This window comes from Algoriphagus litoralis (assembly GCF_003259255.1).
Taxonomy (GTDB): Bacteria; Bacteroidota; Bacteroidia; order Cytophagales; family Cyclobacteriaceae; genus Algoriphagus; species Algoriphagus litoralis.
The window spans coordinates 87,160-100,939 of record NZ_QGOL01000003.1 but is presented as its reverse complement, the minus strand read 5'-3'; the positions used below and the strand labels follow the sequence as shown (position 1 = coordinate 100,939).

At 43.5% G+C, this 13,780-nt stretch carries 10 protein-coding genes; 9 read left to right on the top strand and 1 reads right to left on the bottom strand.

Annotated features, from left to right (window positions below):
* Positions 1 to 16 precede the first annotated feature (16 nt).
* From fabF to DK188_RS03715, 4 genes are read left to right on the top strand one after another with little or no spacing between them, the layout of a single operon-like run.
* Positions 17 to 1,267 carry a beta-ketoacyl-ACP synthase II gene (gene fabF, locus DK188_RS03730; protein WP_111669465.1) on the top strand — a complete coding sequence of 417 codons (1,251 nt, stop codon included), beginning with the start codon at positions 17 to 19 and terminating at the stop codon, positions 1,265 to 1,267.
* 5 nt (positions 1,268 to 1,272) lie between these two features.
* Complete coding sequence (gene rnc / locus DK188_RS03725; protein WP_232825656.1) at positions 1,273 to 2,013, top strand: ribonuclease III; 741 nt, start codon at positions 1,273 to 1,275, stop codon at positions 2,011 to 2,013.
* A 30-nt stretch (positions 2,014 to 2,043) separates the two neighbouring features.
* A complete protein-coding gene (gene nadE, locus DK188_RS03720) occupies positions 2,044 to 3,882 on the top strand; it encodes an NAD(+) synthase (RefSeq protein WP_111669463.1) in 1,839 nt (612 codons plus the stop codon).
* Between the two features lie 9 nt (positions 3,883 to 3,891).
* Positions 3,892 to 4,995: a prolipoprotein diacylglyceryl transferase gene (locus DK188_RS03715; RefSeq protein ID WP_111669462.1), complete on the top strand. Its 1,104-nt coding sequence runs from the start codon at positions 3,892 to 3,894 to the stop codon at positions 4,993 to 4,995.
* On the opposite strand, the gene yidD is transcribed toward DK188_RS03715, so the two are convergent.
* The gene (gene yidD / locus DK188_RS03710; RefSeq protein ID WP_111669461.1) at positions 4,992 to 5,216 is read right to left on the bottom strand and encodes a membrane protein insertion efficiency factor YidD; all 225 of its coding nucleotides are present in this window, start codon (positions 5,214 to 5,216) and stop codon (positions 4,992 to 4,994) included. The genes DK188_RS03715 and yidD overlap by 4 nt on opposite strands.
* A 49-nt stretch (positions 5,217 to 5,265) precedes the next feature.
* On the opposite strand from yidD, the gene DK188_RS03705 reads away from it, so the two are divergent.
* The 5 genes from DK188_RS03705 to DK188_RS03685 all read left to right on the top strand — a co-directional run bounded on the left by DK188_RS03705 (position 5,266) and on the right by DK188_RS03685 (position 13,759).
* A complete protein-coding gene (locus DK188_RS03705; RefSeq protein ID WP_232825655.1) occupies positions 5,266 to 6,711 on the top strand; it encodes a hypothetical protein in 1,446 nt (481 codons plus the stop codon).
* Positions 6,712 to 6,779: 68 nt separating this feature from the next.
* Complete coding sequence (locus DK188_RS03700) at positions 6,780 to 7,598, top strand: PorV/PorQ family protein (RefSeq protein WP_111669460.1); 819 nt, start codon at positions 6,780 to 6,782, stop codon at positions 7,596 to 7,598.
* Positions 7,598 to 9,691: a ComEA family DNA-binding protein gene (locus DK188_RS03695; RefSeq protein ID WP_111669459.1), complete on the top strand. Its 2,094-nt coding sequence runs from the start codon at positions 7,598 to 7,600 to the stop codon at positions 9,689 to 9,691. Before DK188_RS03700 ends, DK188_RS03695 begins: the two co-directional genes overlap by 1 nt.
* Before the next feature lie 63 nt (positions 9,692 to 9,754).
* Complete coding sequence (locus DK188_RS03690) at positions 9,755 to 12,169, top strand: zinc-dependent metalloprotease (RefSeq protein WP_111669458.1); 2,415 nt, start codon at positions 9,755 to 9,757, stop codon at positions 12,167 to 12,169.
* A gap of 216 nt (positions 12,170 to 12,385) precedes the next feature.
* Positions 12,386 to 13,759, top strand: a complete 1,374-nt coding sequence (locus DK188_RS03685; protein ID WP_111669457.1) for a tetratricopeptide repeat-containing protein — start codon at positions 12,386 to 12,388, stop codon at positions 13,757 to 13,759.
* The last annotated feature ends 21 nt before the right edge of the window (positions 13,760 to 13,780 follow it).

Genomic DNA, 13,780 nt, shown 5'->3' with positions numbered 1-13,780 from the left:
CTGCTAAATTCATTATATGAATTTAAAAAGAGTTGTTGTAACGGGTCTAGGCGCACTCACACCCATCGGAAACACCCCAGAAGAATTCTGGCAGGGATTGGTGAATGGTGTGAGTGGCGCTGCGCCTATCACTCGCTTCGACGCTTCACTTTTCAAGACTCAATTCGCCTGCGAAGTCAAAAATCTGGATCTCGATCAGTTTATGGATCGTAAAGAGGCCAGAAAAATGGACGCCTTCACCCAATATGCCATGATTACTGCCGATCAGGCGATCTTAGATTCCGGACTCGATCTGGAAGCGATCGATCGATCCAGAGCGGGTGTGATATGGGGTTCGGGTATCGGTGGACTGCGGACTTTCCAAGAAGAAGTAACCGATTTTGCCAGAGGCGACGGAACTCCAAGATTCAATCCATTCTTTATCCCAAAGATGATCGCTGACATTTCTGCCGGCTTCATTTCTATAAAGTATGGTTTCAGAGGTCCAAACTTCGTCACAGTATCAGCTTGTGCTTCAGCCACCAACGCTCTAATTGATGCATTCAATTACATCAGATTAGGCAAAGCAGATTTATTTATCAGCGGAGGTTCTGAAGCAGCTGTATCTGAGGCAGGTATCGGTGGTTTCAACGCCATGAAGGCGCTTTCTCAGCGAAATGATTCTCCTACTACAGCTTCCAGACCTTTTGACAAAGACCGAGATGGGTTTGTCTTAGGTGAAGGTGCAGGAGCATTGATACTTGAAGAGTTGGAACATGCAAAAGCCCGAGGAGCCAAAATCTATGCAGAACTAGTTGGCGGCGGGATGACTGCAGATGCTTACCACATTACCGCTCCGCATCCGGAAGGTTTGGGTGCAAGCAGTGTCATGAAAATCGCGCTTGAGGATGCAGGGCTCAAGCCGGAGGATATTGACTACATCAATGTCCATGGTACCTCTACTCCACTTGGAGATGTAGGTGAAACAAAAGCTATCCAGAAAATATTTGGAGAGCATGCGTACAAACTGAATATCAGCAGTACCAAATCGATGACCGGACATTTACTAGGTGCCGCAGGAGCTGTGGAAGCCATCGCCTCCATTTTTGCAATCAACCATGGTATCGTCCCTCCTACGATCAACCACTTCACAGATGATGAAGCATTTGATCCAGGATTGAATTTGACGTTCAATACAGCGCAAAAACGAGAAGTCAATTATGCGTTGAGCAATACCTTTGGATTTGGTGGACACAATTGTTCCGTCATTTTCAAAAAATACAATTGAGCAGAGTGAAAATTTTCCAAAGACTCGGAATCCACACTCTTTTCTTTAATACCCAAGACAAAAGGCTTGCCTCCTCGATCAAAATGATCATTGGACGCAAGCCTTTGAATTTATCACTCTACCGACTTGCCCTCACTCCATCAAGCCTCGGAGAGGAAACTTCCCAGGGATTCAAAATCTCAAACGAACGTCTGGAATTCCTAGGTGATGCTGTACTAGGCTCCGTAATTGCCGAGCATCTCTTCAAAAAATTCCCCTACCGCGATGAGGGATTTCTCACCGAAACCCGCTCAAAATTGGTTAATCGGGAGAAATTGAACGAAATAGGAATAAAAATCGGATTAAAAAAAACCCTTGAACAAGTCGTGAGCAAGCGACAGTTTACCGGCAACAAATCCTTGTTTGGCGATATTCTCGAGGCATTTTTAGGCGCAGTCTACTTGGATAGAGGTTACAGATTTACACAGCGACTGATCCTTCAGCGAATTCTTATCCATATGGATTTGGATGAAATGATTTCTACTGTAACTAACTATAAAAGCAAAATTATTGAATGGTCACAGAAAGAATCCAAAAATATTGAATACAAAGTTTTGAGTGTGCACGGTAACCAACGCTTCAAAGAATTTGTTGTAGAGCTGAATGTAAATGGCGAATCTGTCGCGGAGGGTAAAGGAAGCACCAAGAAAAAAGCTGAACAAGAAGCTTCAAAAAATGCCTGCGAAATCCTTCAGATTGCCTTCTAGAATTTAACTTTTCTATTCTCAAACCTCCCTATGTCCGCCATCAAACTAGCAGGTGCTACTGTCAATCAAACTCCCCTCGACTGGAGTGGAAATCTGAATAGAATCCTGCTTGCCATCCAGGAAGCCAAGGCCCAAAATGTAGAAATTCTCTGTTTCCCTGAATTGGCAATTACCGGATACGGGTCGGAAGATCTTTTTTTAAGCTATTGGTATCCCCAAAAAGCATTGGTCCAGCTTGGTAAATTAATTCCTCATTGCAAGGGAATAACCGTAGCAGTAGGTGTTCCTGTCCGGATTCAGGAAAAAGTCTACAACACTGTGGCCGTAATAGCGAATGGAATTTTAGAAGGATTTGTTGCCAAGCAATTTTTGGCTATCGATGGAGTCCATTACGAATTTAGATGGTTTACACCTTGGACTGCTGGAGAAGTTATTGATTTTGAATTTGAAGGGCAGTTGGTTCCTTTAGGTGATTTGACATTTCGTCACAAGAATATTCAGTATGGTTTTGAAATCTGTGAGGACGCATGGAGAGGCAATTCTCGCCCGGGATACCGCCTTTGTGAACGCCAAGTTGACCTCATTTTCAATCCAAGTGCCTCTCACTTTGCCATGGGCAAAACGCTGGAGCGAAAAGAATTGATCGAAAACAGCTCCAAGATATTCAATTGCTACTACGTCTATGTCAATCTGCTGGGCAATGAGGCTGGCCGGATGATTTTTGACGGGGAAATTTTACTGGCAAAATCAGGGCAATTGTTGGCAAGAAACCAATTGCTTTCATTTAAAGATTACCAGGTATTCACCGTTGAGGTGGAAGAAAAAAGTCAAAAAATAGCGCCATTACTTCCGAAAGAATGGGAATTTGTTCAGGCTTCGGCCTTGGGACTTTTTGATTACCTGCGCAAAAGTAGAAGCAAAGGTTTCGTATTGTCGCTCTCAGGAGGCGCTGATTCCTCCACGATTGCGGTACTGGTTGCAGAATTGGTCCGTCGTGGACTGGGAGAATTGGGCTTGGAGAAATTTCTTCAAAAACTCGGAATTGATTTTACCCCAAAAACTGAAAATCCCGAAAAAGAGATTGTAGGCCAGCTTTTGACCACTGCCTACCAAGGCACAGCGAATTCCTCACCTGAGACGCTACAATCAGCAGAAGCACTGGCTGAAAGCTTAGGCGCTAAGTTCTATTCCTGGACAATAGATGCAGAGGTAAAATCCTATACGGAAAAAATCGAGGCTGCAATCGGACGAAAATTGACTTGGGATCAAGATGATATTACACTCCAGAATATTCAGGCCCGAAGTCGTTCGCCGATCATCTGGATGCTTGCCAATATCAATCATTCACTTCTCCTCTCTACCTCCAATCGTAGTGAAGGGGATGTAGGATATGCCACAATGGATGGAGACACAAGCGGAAGTATTTCGCCGATTGCTGCTGTAGACAAGTATTTTATCCTGCATTGGCTCAATTGGGCAGAGAAGAATCTCGACCGCCCTGGTCTCTCCTTAGTGAATTCACTGACCCCAACCGCAGAACTTCGGCCACTGGAAAGAGTCCAAACGGATGAAAAAGACCTTATGCCCTATTCGGTTATTGTAGAAATTGAAAGACTGGCAATTCGGGACAAGCGGTCTCCCATGGATATTTTCCTTCTTTTAAAAGATGAACTTGAGTTAGAGGATTCCGTTTTGAAAGATTATATCAAAAAATTTTTCCGACTTTGGTCCCGAAATCAATGGAAAAGGGAGCGATTGGCTCCTTCATTTCATCTGGATGAATTTAACGTTGACCCTAAAACATGGTATCGCTTCCCAATTTTATCTGGAGGCTTTGCCGAAGAACTTGACCAATTAGACCAAATCTAATCCACCATTATGCTTCACTCCTTTCTGAACTACGTAGTATGGGATCCCAATCAGGCTGTTTTCTCAGGTTTTGATCGATTGAGATGGTACAGTTTACTTTTTGCCTTGGGCTTTATTATTTCCCAACAGTTTATGGTTTACTTTTTTAGAAAAGAAGGTCAGAATGAGGCACTCGTTGATAAACTGACCATTTACATGGTGCTGGCCACCATCATCGGTGCAAGACTAGGGCATGTGCTTTTTTACGAACCTGAGAAATACCTGAGCAATCCGATAGATATCCTCAAAGTTTGGGAGGGTGGATTGGCCAGTCATGGTGCTGCTATTGCCATTCTTTTTGCACTTTGGCTATACGCCAAGCGGACTCCTGGGCAAAGTTACCTTTGGGTGGTAGATCGGATCGTGATTGTCACAGCGATGACCGGTGCCTTGATTCGTTTTGGAAATTTAATGAACTCAGAAATCGGCGGTAAGGACACAGGCACAGATATGGGCTTTGTCTTTGCGAGGGATGCGGAAGAAATATTGGAAACCTTGAAGGTTCCTTTTGAATCCATAGAGGCTTACAAGCCTGAAGATCGTGCAGGCGAACTCCAAGGCAATGGAATTGTTCCTTTAAATTTTGAAATAAAAATCAACAAGGGAAATTTCTCTAAAGAAGACTTAGGCGCTATTCTCCAGCGCGATATTAAATATGCATTGACCCAATTCAAGTCCTCCAAAGAATACCTTGCTGAACCGCTAGAAAGCCCTCTGAACTTCGAGATTGCAGAACAACCGGATGGTTATCTGGTGACGGTCAAGACGTTTGGAAAAACTAAATATCCAACTCAAATCTACGAGTCCCTATCCTATTTTGTCATTTTCTTGATTCTATTGGCACTTTGGGCTAAATACAAATCAAGATTGCCTGAAGGACTATTGTTGGGATTATTCTTGATTTCTGTCTTTGGAATGCGATTTGTCTGGGAATTCTTGAAGGAAGTCCAGGTAGATTTTGAGCAATCGATGCAGTTCAATATGGGCCAACTTCTCAGTATTCCACTCGTGATTATTGGTTTTATCCTGATCGGAAGAGCTTTAAAAAACGGATTTAAACCCGCGGGAAATTAAGGAACTGGATCGTGCCCATGTCCTCCCCAAGGATGACATCTGCTTATCCGCTTGATTCCCAAAATGCCACCTTTGATCACTCCGTGTTTTAAAACGGCTTCTTTCATGTACTGACTGCAGGTCGGAGTATAGCGACAGCTTGCAGGAAAAAGTGGAGAAATCACATATTGGTAAACCAAAACAGGAAATATAGCTATCTTTCGGAGGTAGGTTTTAAGCATTGATTTTCCTTTATTAGAGCCGAACCGAAAATTACACAAATAGATTCCTTTGATTCGCGATTTGAGAAATATCGTATTGCTTTCTATATTTTTTTGGGCTTTGAGCCTCGGAGAAAGCTACGCACAAGATACCACCCTAGAACCTGTGAATCCCCCTACTCCGGACAGTGTCAAGGTGAACAATATCTTCATCATCGGGAATGTGAAAACCCAAAAAAGTATCATCCTGAGAGAACTGGATTTCACTACAGATTACTATTACGAATGGGAGTCATTTATGGAAATCCTCAATGCGGATCAGCAAAAAATCTACAACCTCAGATTGTTTACCGAGGTGGAGGTGACACCACTTTTTACAGGCGAGGATGAAGTGGAAATCCTGATTTCTGTCAAAGAACGCTGGTATGTACTTCCATCGGTTATTTTTCAATTGGCAGACAGAAATTTTTCAGAATGGTGGACCAACCAAGGAAGAGATTTTTCCAGAGTGAATTATGGTCTAAAAATCAACCATAGCAATTTAGGTGGCAGAAATGAAAAGCTCAGATTCTCAGGCCAGCTCGGATTTACCAAAGGATTAGACTTGGTCTATACTAAACCATACATAGACAAAAAGCAAAAACAAGGTCTCGCGATCCAACTGACCTATGCAGACCAAAAAACTTTAGCCATCAAGTCTGAGAATAATAAACAGGTCTTCTATACCAATGAAAATGAAGATGTACTGCGAAAGGTATTCTCTACTTCACTGAGATATACGTATAGAAGGACTTTTTATAATTTTCATTTTTTAACTCTGGGCTACAATAGTACCTGGATTAATCCAGAAGTATTAAGGGAAAACCCAAATTACATTCAAGGAGAAGACAATAACCTGAAGTACATCTTTCTTCAGTACTCTTTTCGCCACGATAGAAGGGATAATGTCTCCTATGCCACCAAAGGGGAACTACTCCAGTTCACTGCAACCAAATATGGAATCATCAATACTGAAGATCTGGATGAAGTAGAAGTGAATATTGTCGCTAATAAATACTTTGAAATCAATGATCGATTTCACTTTGCTACAGGATTGACAGGCGTATGGTTCCTTAGTCCTCAGCAGCCCTATACATTGGTGAGGGGAATTGGTTACTCACCTAATTTTATCCGTGGATATGAGCTGAATGTCATCGAAGGTCAGCAACTGTATGTGCACAAAAACAGCCTCCGGTATAAATTTCTCGACCTTTCCTTTGACATTTCCAGGTATATGCCGCTGGATCAGTTTAGTACAATTCCATTTAAATTCTACCTCAGTGGCAACTTTGATCACGGTACCGTGACAGACCGGAATAATATTCCAGAAAACGCCCGGTTGTCCAATAAGTACCTTTATGGATATGGTCTAGGGATTGACTTGGTAATGGTGTATGATTCTGTGCTGAGATTTGAATATTCTCTAAATAATCAGGGAGAGGGCAATCTTTTCTTTAATTTCAAAGCTCCATTCTGATTTTCAGTTGATTACTTTCGCTGAATTGTTTTTTTAACTAAATTCGGTTCACATTTTTTCTGAACCAGATGAAGCGAATCCTTTTTTTATGCTTCTGGATTTGGAGGGCCACTGATGGGATAGCCCAGACAGATCCACTCACTCAGGCGCATGGAGCCCGAAGTCAAGCCATGGGCAATTCAAAAGTATTTTTGCCTGATTCATGGACTTATTTCAACAATATTGGTGCGCTAGACCGGATCGAAAAATCACAAATTTCAGCGGGATTTGATTCCCGTTTTGGAATTGCCGACTTGAGCTCAGTAGATCTGAGTATAGGTTGGAAAAGTGACTTGGGAACATTTGGCTTTGGAGTCTCCCGATTTGGAGGAAAGCTTTTCAGCCAGCAGTTAGTCGGTTTTGGATTTTCTAATACACTGGGAATTGTAAGTCTTGGAGCAAAAGTAGATTGGCATCAAACTCAAATCGAAGGCTTCGGAACAGGTAACGCTTTTCTCTTTTCACTTGGAGGTGTGGCAGAGCTCGGCCCCAGATTCTTCTTGGGCGCCAATTTTTCCAATTTAAACCGGGCAAAAGTTAGCCAAAATAACGAGCAAAGACTCCCCACCCTGATGCAAATTGGGATAACTTATCTAGCGGGAGAAACAGTCAGAATCAGCGCAGAAGCGGAAAAGGACATCGAGCTAGCGCCAATATTTCGGGCAGGCATTGAATACCAATTTAAAGAATGGCTTTTTCTGCGAACTGGAATCAGCAGTAATCCGGCCCGACTAAGTTTTGGATTGGGTTTGAGAAAGGATCGCTTTGGGTTTGACTATGCCTATGGCCAAAACACCGCTTTGGGAAGAACCCACCATCTGAGCTTGGTATATAATCTTGAGAACTGATGAAATCCAGGTGGATCTTTTTCCTCTTTTATGCTCTTCCTATTTCGGTCTTTTCACAAGCCCAAGAGAACAATCCCGTCGATTTGGAATCCTTCATTGAACGACTATTTCCGATCCAAGAAGAGGACATTGACTATGAGTCGATTTACGAAGTTCTTTTGCAACTCTATCTTAATCCATTGGATATCAACAAGGCAGATGCAGAGGTATTACAGGCTACCTATCTGCTCAATCCCTCACAGATAGGCAGCCTGATCAATTATCGAAATACATATGGCCCTCTTCTTTCGCCTTATGAACTTCAAGCAGTACCGGAGTTTGATCTCGTGACGATCGAAAACTTACTTCCTTTTATCACTTTAGGAACTTCAGGGTTGAAAAGCAAAAAATTCTGGGATCGCGTGCGAGATGAGGAGCAAGCCTATGTTCTCTTTCGTCATCAACGAACTTGGGAAAAAAGGAGAGGATTCAGTCCGGCAGACACCAGTAGCAACGGAACGCTATCGAGCAGATACTTAGGTGACCCCAATACAGTTTACCTCCGATTTCGGATCCAGCATGCTCGGGATTTCAGTATGGGAGTGACTTTGGACAAGGATGCCGGGGAGCAATTCACTTGGGATGGCAAAACAGGCCGCTTTGGATTCAACTTCTTCTCTTTTCATTTCACACGGTACTATGTCGGCAAATGGAAAACCATCGCTTTGGGAGATTTTCAGGCATCTTTCGGACAGGGCTTGATTTTCGGGGCAGGATATACCTTGGGTAAAGGCGCTGAAACGGTCCCAACTGTCAGAAGAAGCAGTATAGGAATACTGCCCTACACCGCAGCATTGGAATTTGGCTATTTCCGAGGAATCGGTCTAACCAGACAATTCAAAAATTGGCAGGCTTCATTCATCGCTTCGCATGTTGCCAGAGACGGAAGAATTTCAATCGCCCGAGACAGCCTTGATTCCGACAATGAGACCATCAGTTCCTTTAGCCAATCAGGCCTTCACCGCACCCAAAGTGAGCTTTCTACCAAAAACCAGTTTCAGGAAACCAGTCTGGGAGGGAATACCCAATATGCTCACCCTTCTGGAAAATTTCAAGTCGGAGCAAATGCACTCTTTACGCGATTTAGCAGACCTTGGCTCCGTACGCCTCAGATTTATAATCGATTTGAATTTGCCGGGCAAAGCAACTTGGTATCGAGTCTTTATTTCAATTACAACTGGAAAAATTTCTTTCTTTTTGGAGAATCCGCCCTTTCACAAAGTGGCGGATCTGGAACTGTCTTAGGTTTTGTAAGCAGCCTGAGCAAACAAGTGGATTTTTCACTTTTGTGGAGAAATTATGACAAAGATTTTCACAGCTTCTATTCTTCGGGATTTTCAGAGAATACCCGACCAATCAATGAACGTGGGGTGTATATGGGAATTCAGATTAAACCCGAAAAGCGCTGGAAAATCAACGCCTACTATGATTTTTTCAATTTCCCTTGGCTAAGATATCGGGTCTATGCGCCATCCAAGGGCTACGAATGGCTGGCACGAATCAGCTATCAGCCTTCTAGAAATTTAATCGCCTTCATTCAAATCAGAGAGGAACAAAAAGACCGCAATCTCTCAGACTCTGGAGAACCAGCCCTGCCCTATCTGGTAAAGCCTGTCAATAAAATCAACGGACTGCTCAGTCTGGAGACTCACGTGACGAAAGACTTTTTCCTCAGATCAAGAATCCTGATGAGTCGTGTGAAAATCGAAGATAAAATCTCCCATGGGCTGATGATCTTGCAGGATGTGCAGTATGGCCAAAAGAACTGGCGCCTGACAGGTAGAATCGCACTTTTTGATGCTGAGACCTACGACAATCGCCTCTATGCTTTTGAAAACAATGTCTTATGGACCTTTTCTATACCGGCTTTTTCGGGACAGGGCATGCGGTATTATTTGCTGGGCCAGTACCAATTCACCCCGAAACTCACCGCTTATTTGAGATTTGCTCGAACAAGCTATACCGATCGAGAGGTCATCAGCAGCGGACTGCAGACTATTGAAGGTCCGAATCAAACGGATACAGCGCTGATGATCCGATATTTTCTTCGGTGATTTTCCATTAATGGTGCTGGAGTCCCATCCCTTTTTGATAATTTGGGACAAAGCTATATACCTATGCAAAAACCACTATACCTTCTGAGTTTTTTGATGCTTTTGTCTTTTTCAGCCTTCTCACAAAGCCTGGATTTGAGCAAAATGACAAAAAAAGACGGATTTATCCCATTTTACTTAGACGAGGAAAAAGGTAAAATTTACCTTGAGATCTCCAGTTTGGACAAAGAATTTCTCTACGTCAATGCATTGACCGCAGGAGTCGGCTCCAATGACATCGGGCTTGACAGAGGTCAGCTTGGTGACGATCGGGTGGTAGAGTTTCGTCGGACTGGAAATAAGATTCTTTTGGTCCATAAAAACTATGGATTCAGAGCTTATACGGACAACCCCTATGAGGCAAAATCTATTCAGGATGCCTTTGCTGAATCTGTACTTTGGGGATTTGAGATCGCCCAGAAAGACGGTGACAAGTTGATTGTGGATGCGACCAATTTCTACATGCAAGATGCTCACGGCGTATCCGAAACATTGACTCGATCCCGCCAGGGTACCTACCGAGTGGATGCCAGCCGTTCCGGCCTGTACTTTCCTATGACTAAAAACTTTCCCCAAAATACAGAGGTAGAAGCTACTATTACCTTGACTGGAACGGGTGCTGGAGGGTATTTGCGGTCAGTAACTCCCACTCCAGAGGCTGTAACAGTGCGGATGAGACATTCCTTTATCGAGCTTCCTGAATTATATGCTATGCGGGAGTTCGATCCAAGAGGCGGATTTTTCTTCATCAGCTATCAAGATTACACCACTCCGATCGATGAGCCTTTGGTAAAACGTTTCATTTCCCGCCATAGGTTGGAGAAAAAAGACCCAAGTGCGGCGGTGTCAGAAGTGGTCGAACCCATCGTCTACTACCTCGATCGCGGTACACCAGAGCCAGTTGCTTCTGCACTGATCGAAGGTGGAAACTGGTGGGCCCAGGCTTTTGAGGCAGCTGGTTTTAAAAATGCATTTCGGGTAGAACTAGCTCCCGAAGGTCTCGATCTTTTGGATGTTCGCTACAATGTCATTCAGTGGGTACACCGATCCACCAGAGGCTGGTCATACGGATCAAGCGTACGTGATCCCCGCACAGGAGAGATTTTAAAAGGTCACGTGTCATTAGGTTCATTGCGAGTAAGGCAGGATTACTTGATTGCTCAGGGTTTGCTGCAGCCTTTCGAAGAGGGAAAACCAGTCGATCCACGGATGATGCAGATGGCTTTAGATCGATTGAAGCAGCTTTCTGCACATGAGATCGGTCACACAATCGGTATAGCGCACAGCTATGCTACCTCACCTAGCAATCGTTCTTCGGTGATGGATTATCCGCACCCTTTTATTACAGAAAGTGCAAATGGAGAATTAGATTTCAGTCAGGCTTATGATTTGAAAATCGGCGAATGGGACAAATGGGCCATCAAATATGGCTATGGAACCCCAGCACCGGGTCAAAGTGAAGAGGAGTTTTTGGAAAAAACACTGACAGACACCTATGCTGCAGGTTTTGAATTTATCACAGATTCGGACTCTAGAAATCCAAGTGGGGTACATCCGCGCTCCCATCTGTGGGACAATGGTGCTTCTGCACCTGTTGAACTGATGCGAATGCTGAAACTTCGGGAAAACCGAATGAAAACTTTTGGATTGAATGCCATCAAAGAAGGTGAACCACAGGCAATTTTGGAGGAAGTGTTTGTGCCACTCTATCTGATGCATCGCTATCAGTTGGAAGCGACAAGTAAACTTATCGGTGGGCTGGATTACACCTACAAAATCAAGGGAGACAATCAGTCCAGCCAAAAGTGGATTTCTGCAAAAGAACAAAACGAAGCGATCAGTGCGTTGCTTACCACCATTTCTGCCAATCAGCTCGAAGTGCCCTCGCACGTACTTGCTTTAATTCCACCAAGACCTTTCGGCTATGGAAGAAACAGAGAAACTTTCCCCTCCAGAACAGGGCCTACTTTTGATCCCATTGCTCCGGCTGAAAACATCGTAGATGCTACGTTTAGCTTTCTTTTTGAAAGTGGAAGAATCAATCGGGTGTATTTACAAAATCTTCAGGATGCTTCACTACCGGGGTTTGAGAACTTACTCGATCAGGTTACTGCTCAGGTCTTCTCTAGCACAATGCCTGGAGGTTTGAAAAACGAGATTAAACTAATGACTGAGGCAAAGTTTGTTGACCACTTGGTAATGCTTGCTAAAAATCCAAACGCCTCCCAGACGGTGAGAGCAATTTCCAGAATGCAGTTGGAAAAAATTGCGGAAATGGAATCCTCCAATGGCGTCCTGAAAGCGCATAGAGCCTATCTGGAAGATAAAATTGAAGCATTTCTAGAATTACCGGAAGAGTTCACCGCTCAGCAAACATTGAGCGTTCCTGACGGTGCTCCTATCGGAATGGAGGAAATGAGCTGCGATTTCGACTTTTAATCGCAATAATCTTTTCTATTGAAACACCTCGGGCAGAACGCTCGAGGTGTTTTATTAACTAGCAGTTCCGGACGGTCCTTTTCAAATAGCAAATCCTGTAGACTTCAGGCTATGGAAATTTCATTGCTTTTGGATGGGCAACTTTGTTTCTTTTAAAAGCTTACCTTTCAGAATCTTTACTAAATTCATCCACCACCAATTCTAATTTTTTAACCAATGAGCGAAACCAAAAAAAGATGCTTTGTAGTCATGGGCTTCGGGATCAAAACCGACTACATCAATGGTCGAAAACTAGATCTCAATAAGTCCTACCGACTTTTGATCAAACCGGTAGTCGAGTCCAAAGGAGTCGAATGTGTCCGTGCGGATGAAATCACCCATTCTGGATCAATCGATGTGCAGATGTACAAGGAATTGCTGCAGGCCGACATGGTGATTGCGGATTTGTCAACCTTAAATGCCAATGCGCTCTATGAATTGGGCGTAAGACATGCCTTGAGGCCATTCACTACCATCGTGATCTCGGAAGACAAATTGATGTATCCTTTCGATCTCAATCATGTGGTCATTCATAGCTACCAGCACTTGGGTGATGCGATAGATTACGAAGAAGTGGAGCGATTTAGAGCGGCTTTGGGCAACGTGATCCAAACAGTATTGGATAAAAAAGAAGCCGACAGCCCAGTATATACTTACCTTCACTCCTTGATCCCACCCAAACTGCAGGCTGAAATAGAGAAAGCAGTAAATGATTCGGAAAAGACACAACCTGCCCCAGAAGTCGGCAAAGCACTTTCGTTGATCATTCAGGAGGCTGAAGACGCCATCGATGTGATGGAATTTGCAAAAGCGAGAGACCTATTCAAAACCGCAATTTTACTTTCAGGGGGAAATAGTGGCCAAAAAGACCCCTACCTTATTCATAGGCTTTCTTTTACTACCTACAAGGCAGCTGAGCCAGACTTGGTAACCGCACTTTATGAGTCGCTCAGTTTATTACAATCCATCAATTTGGCTCACTCCAATGACCCGGAGACCGTATCATCAGCAGGTGCTGTGAAAAAAAAGCTCTACGAATGTGGTGAGGGTGAAGAACATCTGGAGGATTCGATCCTGTATTTTCAGCGAAGCTATTACCTCCTCAATAACCGATACAATGGAATCAATCTTGCCATGACACTTGTCTACCATGCGACCTCCAACTTGGTTAATTCAGATCAGGAGCGAATAGCGGACCTGATTTTTGCGCAGCGCACCTGGAAGAGAGTGCTTTTTCTTTGTGAGCGGGATTGGAAATTGATTCATCAAAAAGAAAAAAATGATCAAAATCTGATTATTGGAGGAACAAAAGAAGGCCAGGAACTTCAGGAGTACTACAATTCTCAAAAATATTGGATCTTGGTCAACAGGGCCGAAGCTTACTTTGGGCTTGGAGAATTTGAGTCCTATCGCCAAAGTTTAAACGATTCCAATAATGTTCCTTTTCATCCCTGGCAACTCAGGAGCTTTACTGAACAAATTGGTAAATTAGCAGCAGAAATGAAAAAAGTAGGGCATCTCCTCGAACCCAAATGGAATGCACCGCTATAACTTCCCAAACGATTAGCTTAA

What these genes read in the sequence shown, in the direction of transcription:
- fabF (WP_111669465.1), top strand. Translation starts at nt 17, where the DNA reads ATGAATTTAAAAAGAGTTGTTGTAACGGGTCTAGGCGCACTCACACCC.
- nadE (WP_111669463.1), top strand. Translation starts at nt 2,044, where the DNA reads ATGTCCGCCATCAAACTAGCAGGTGCTACTGTCAATCAAACTCCCCTC.
- DK188_RS03715 (WP_111669462.1), top strand. Translation starts at nt 3,892, where the DNA reads ATGCTTCACTCCTTTCTGAACTACGTAGTATGGGATCCCAATCAGGCT.
- yidD (WP_111669461.1), bottom strand. Translation starts at nt 5,216, where the DNA reads ATGCTTAAAACCTACCTCCGAAAGATAGCTATATTTCCTGTTTTGGTT.
- DK188_RS03700 (WP_111669460.1), top strand. Translation starts at nt 6,780, where the DNA reads ATGAAGCGAATCCTTTTTTTATGCTTCTGGATTTGGAGGGCCACTGAT.
- DK188_RS03695 (WP_111669459.1), top strand. Translation starts at nt 7,598, where the DNA reads ATGAAATCCAGGTGGATCTTTTTCCTCTTTTATGCTCTTCCTATTTCG.
- DK188_RS03690 (WP_111669458.1), top strand. Translation starts at nt 9,755, where the DNA reads ATGCAAAAACCACTATACCTTCTGAGTTTTTTGATGCTTTTGTCTTTT.
- DK188_RS03685 (WP_111669457.1), top strand. Translation starts at nt 12,386, where the DNA reads ATGAGCGAAACCAAAAAAAGATGCTTTGTAGTCATGGGCTTCGGGATC.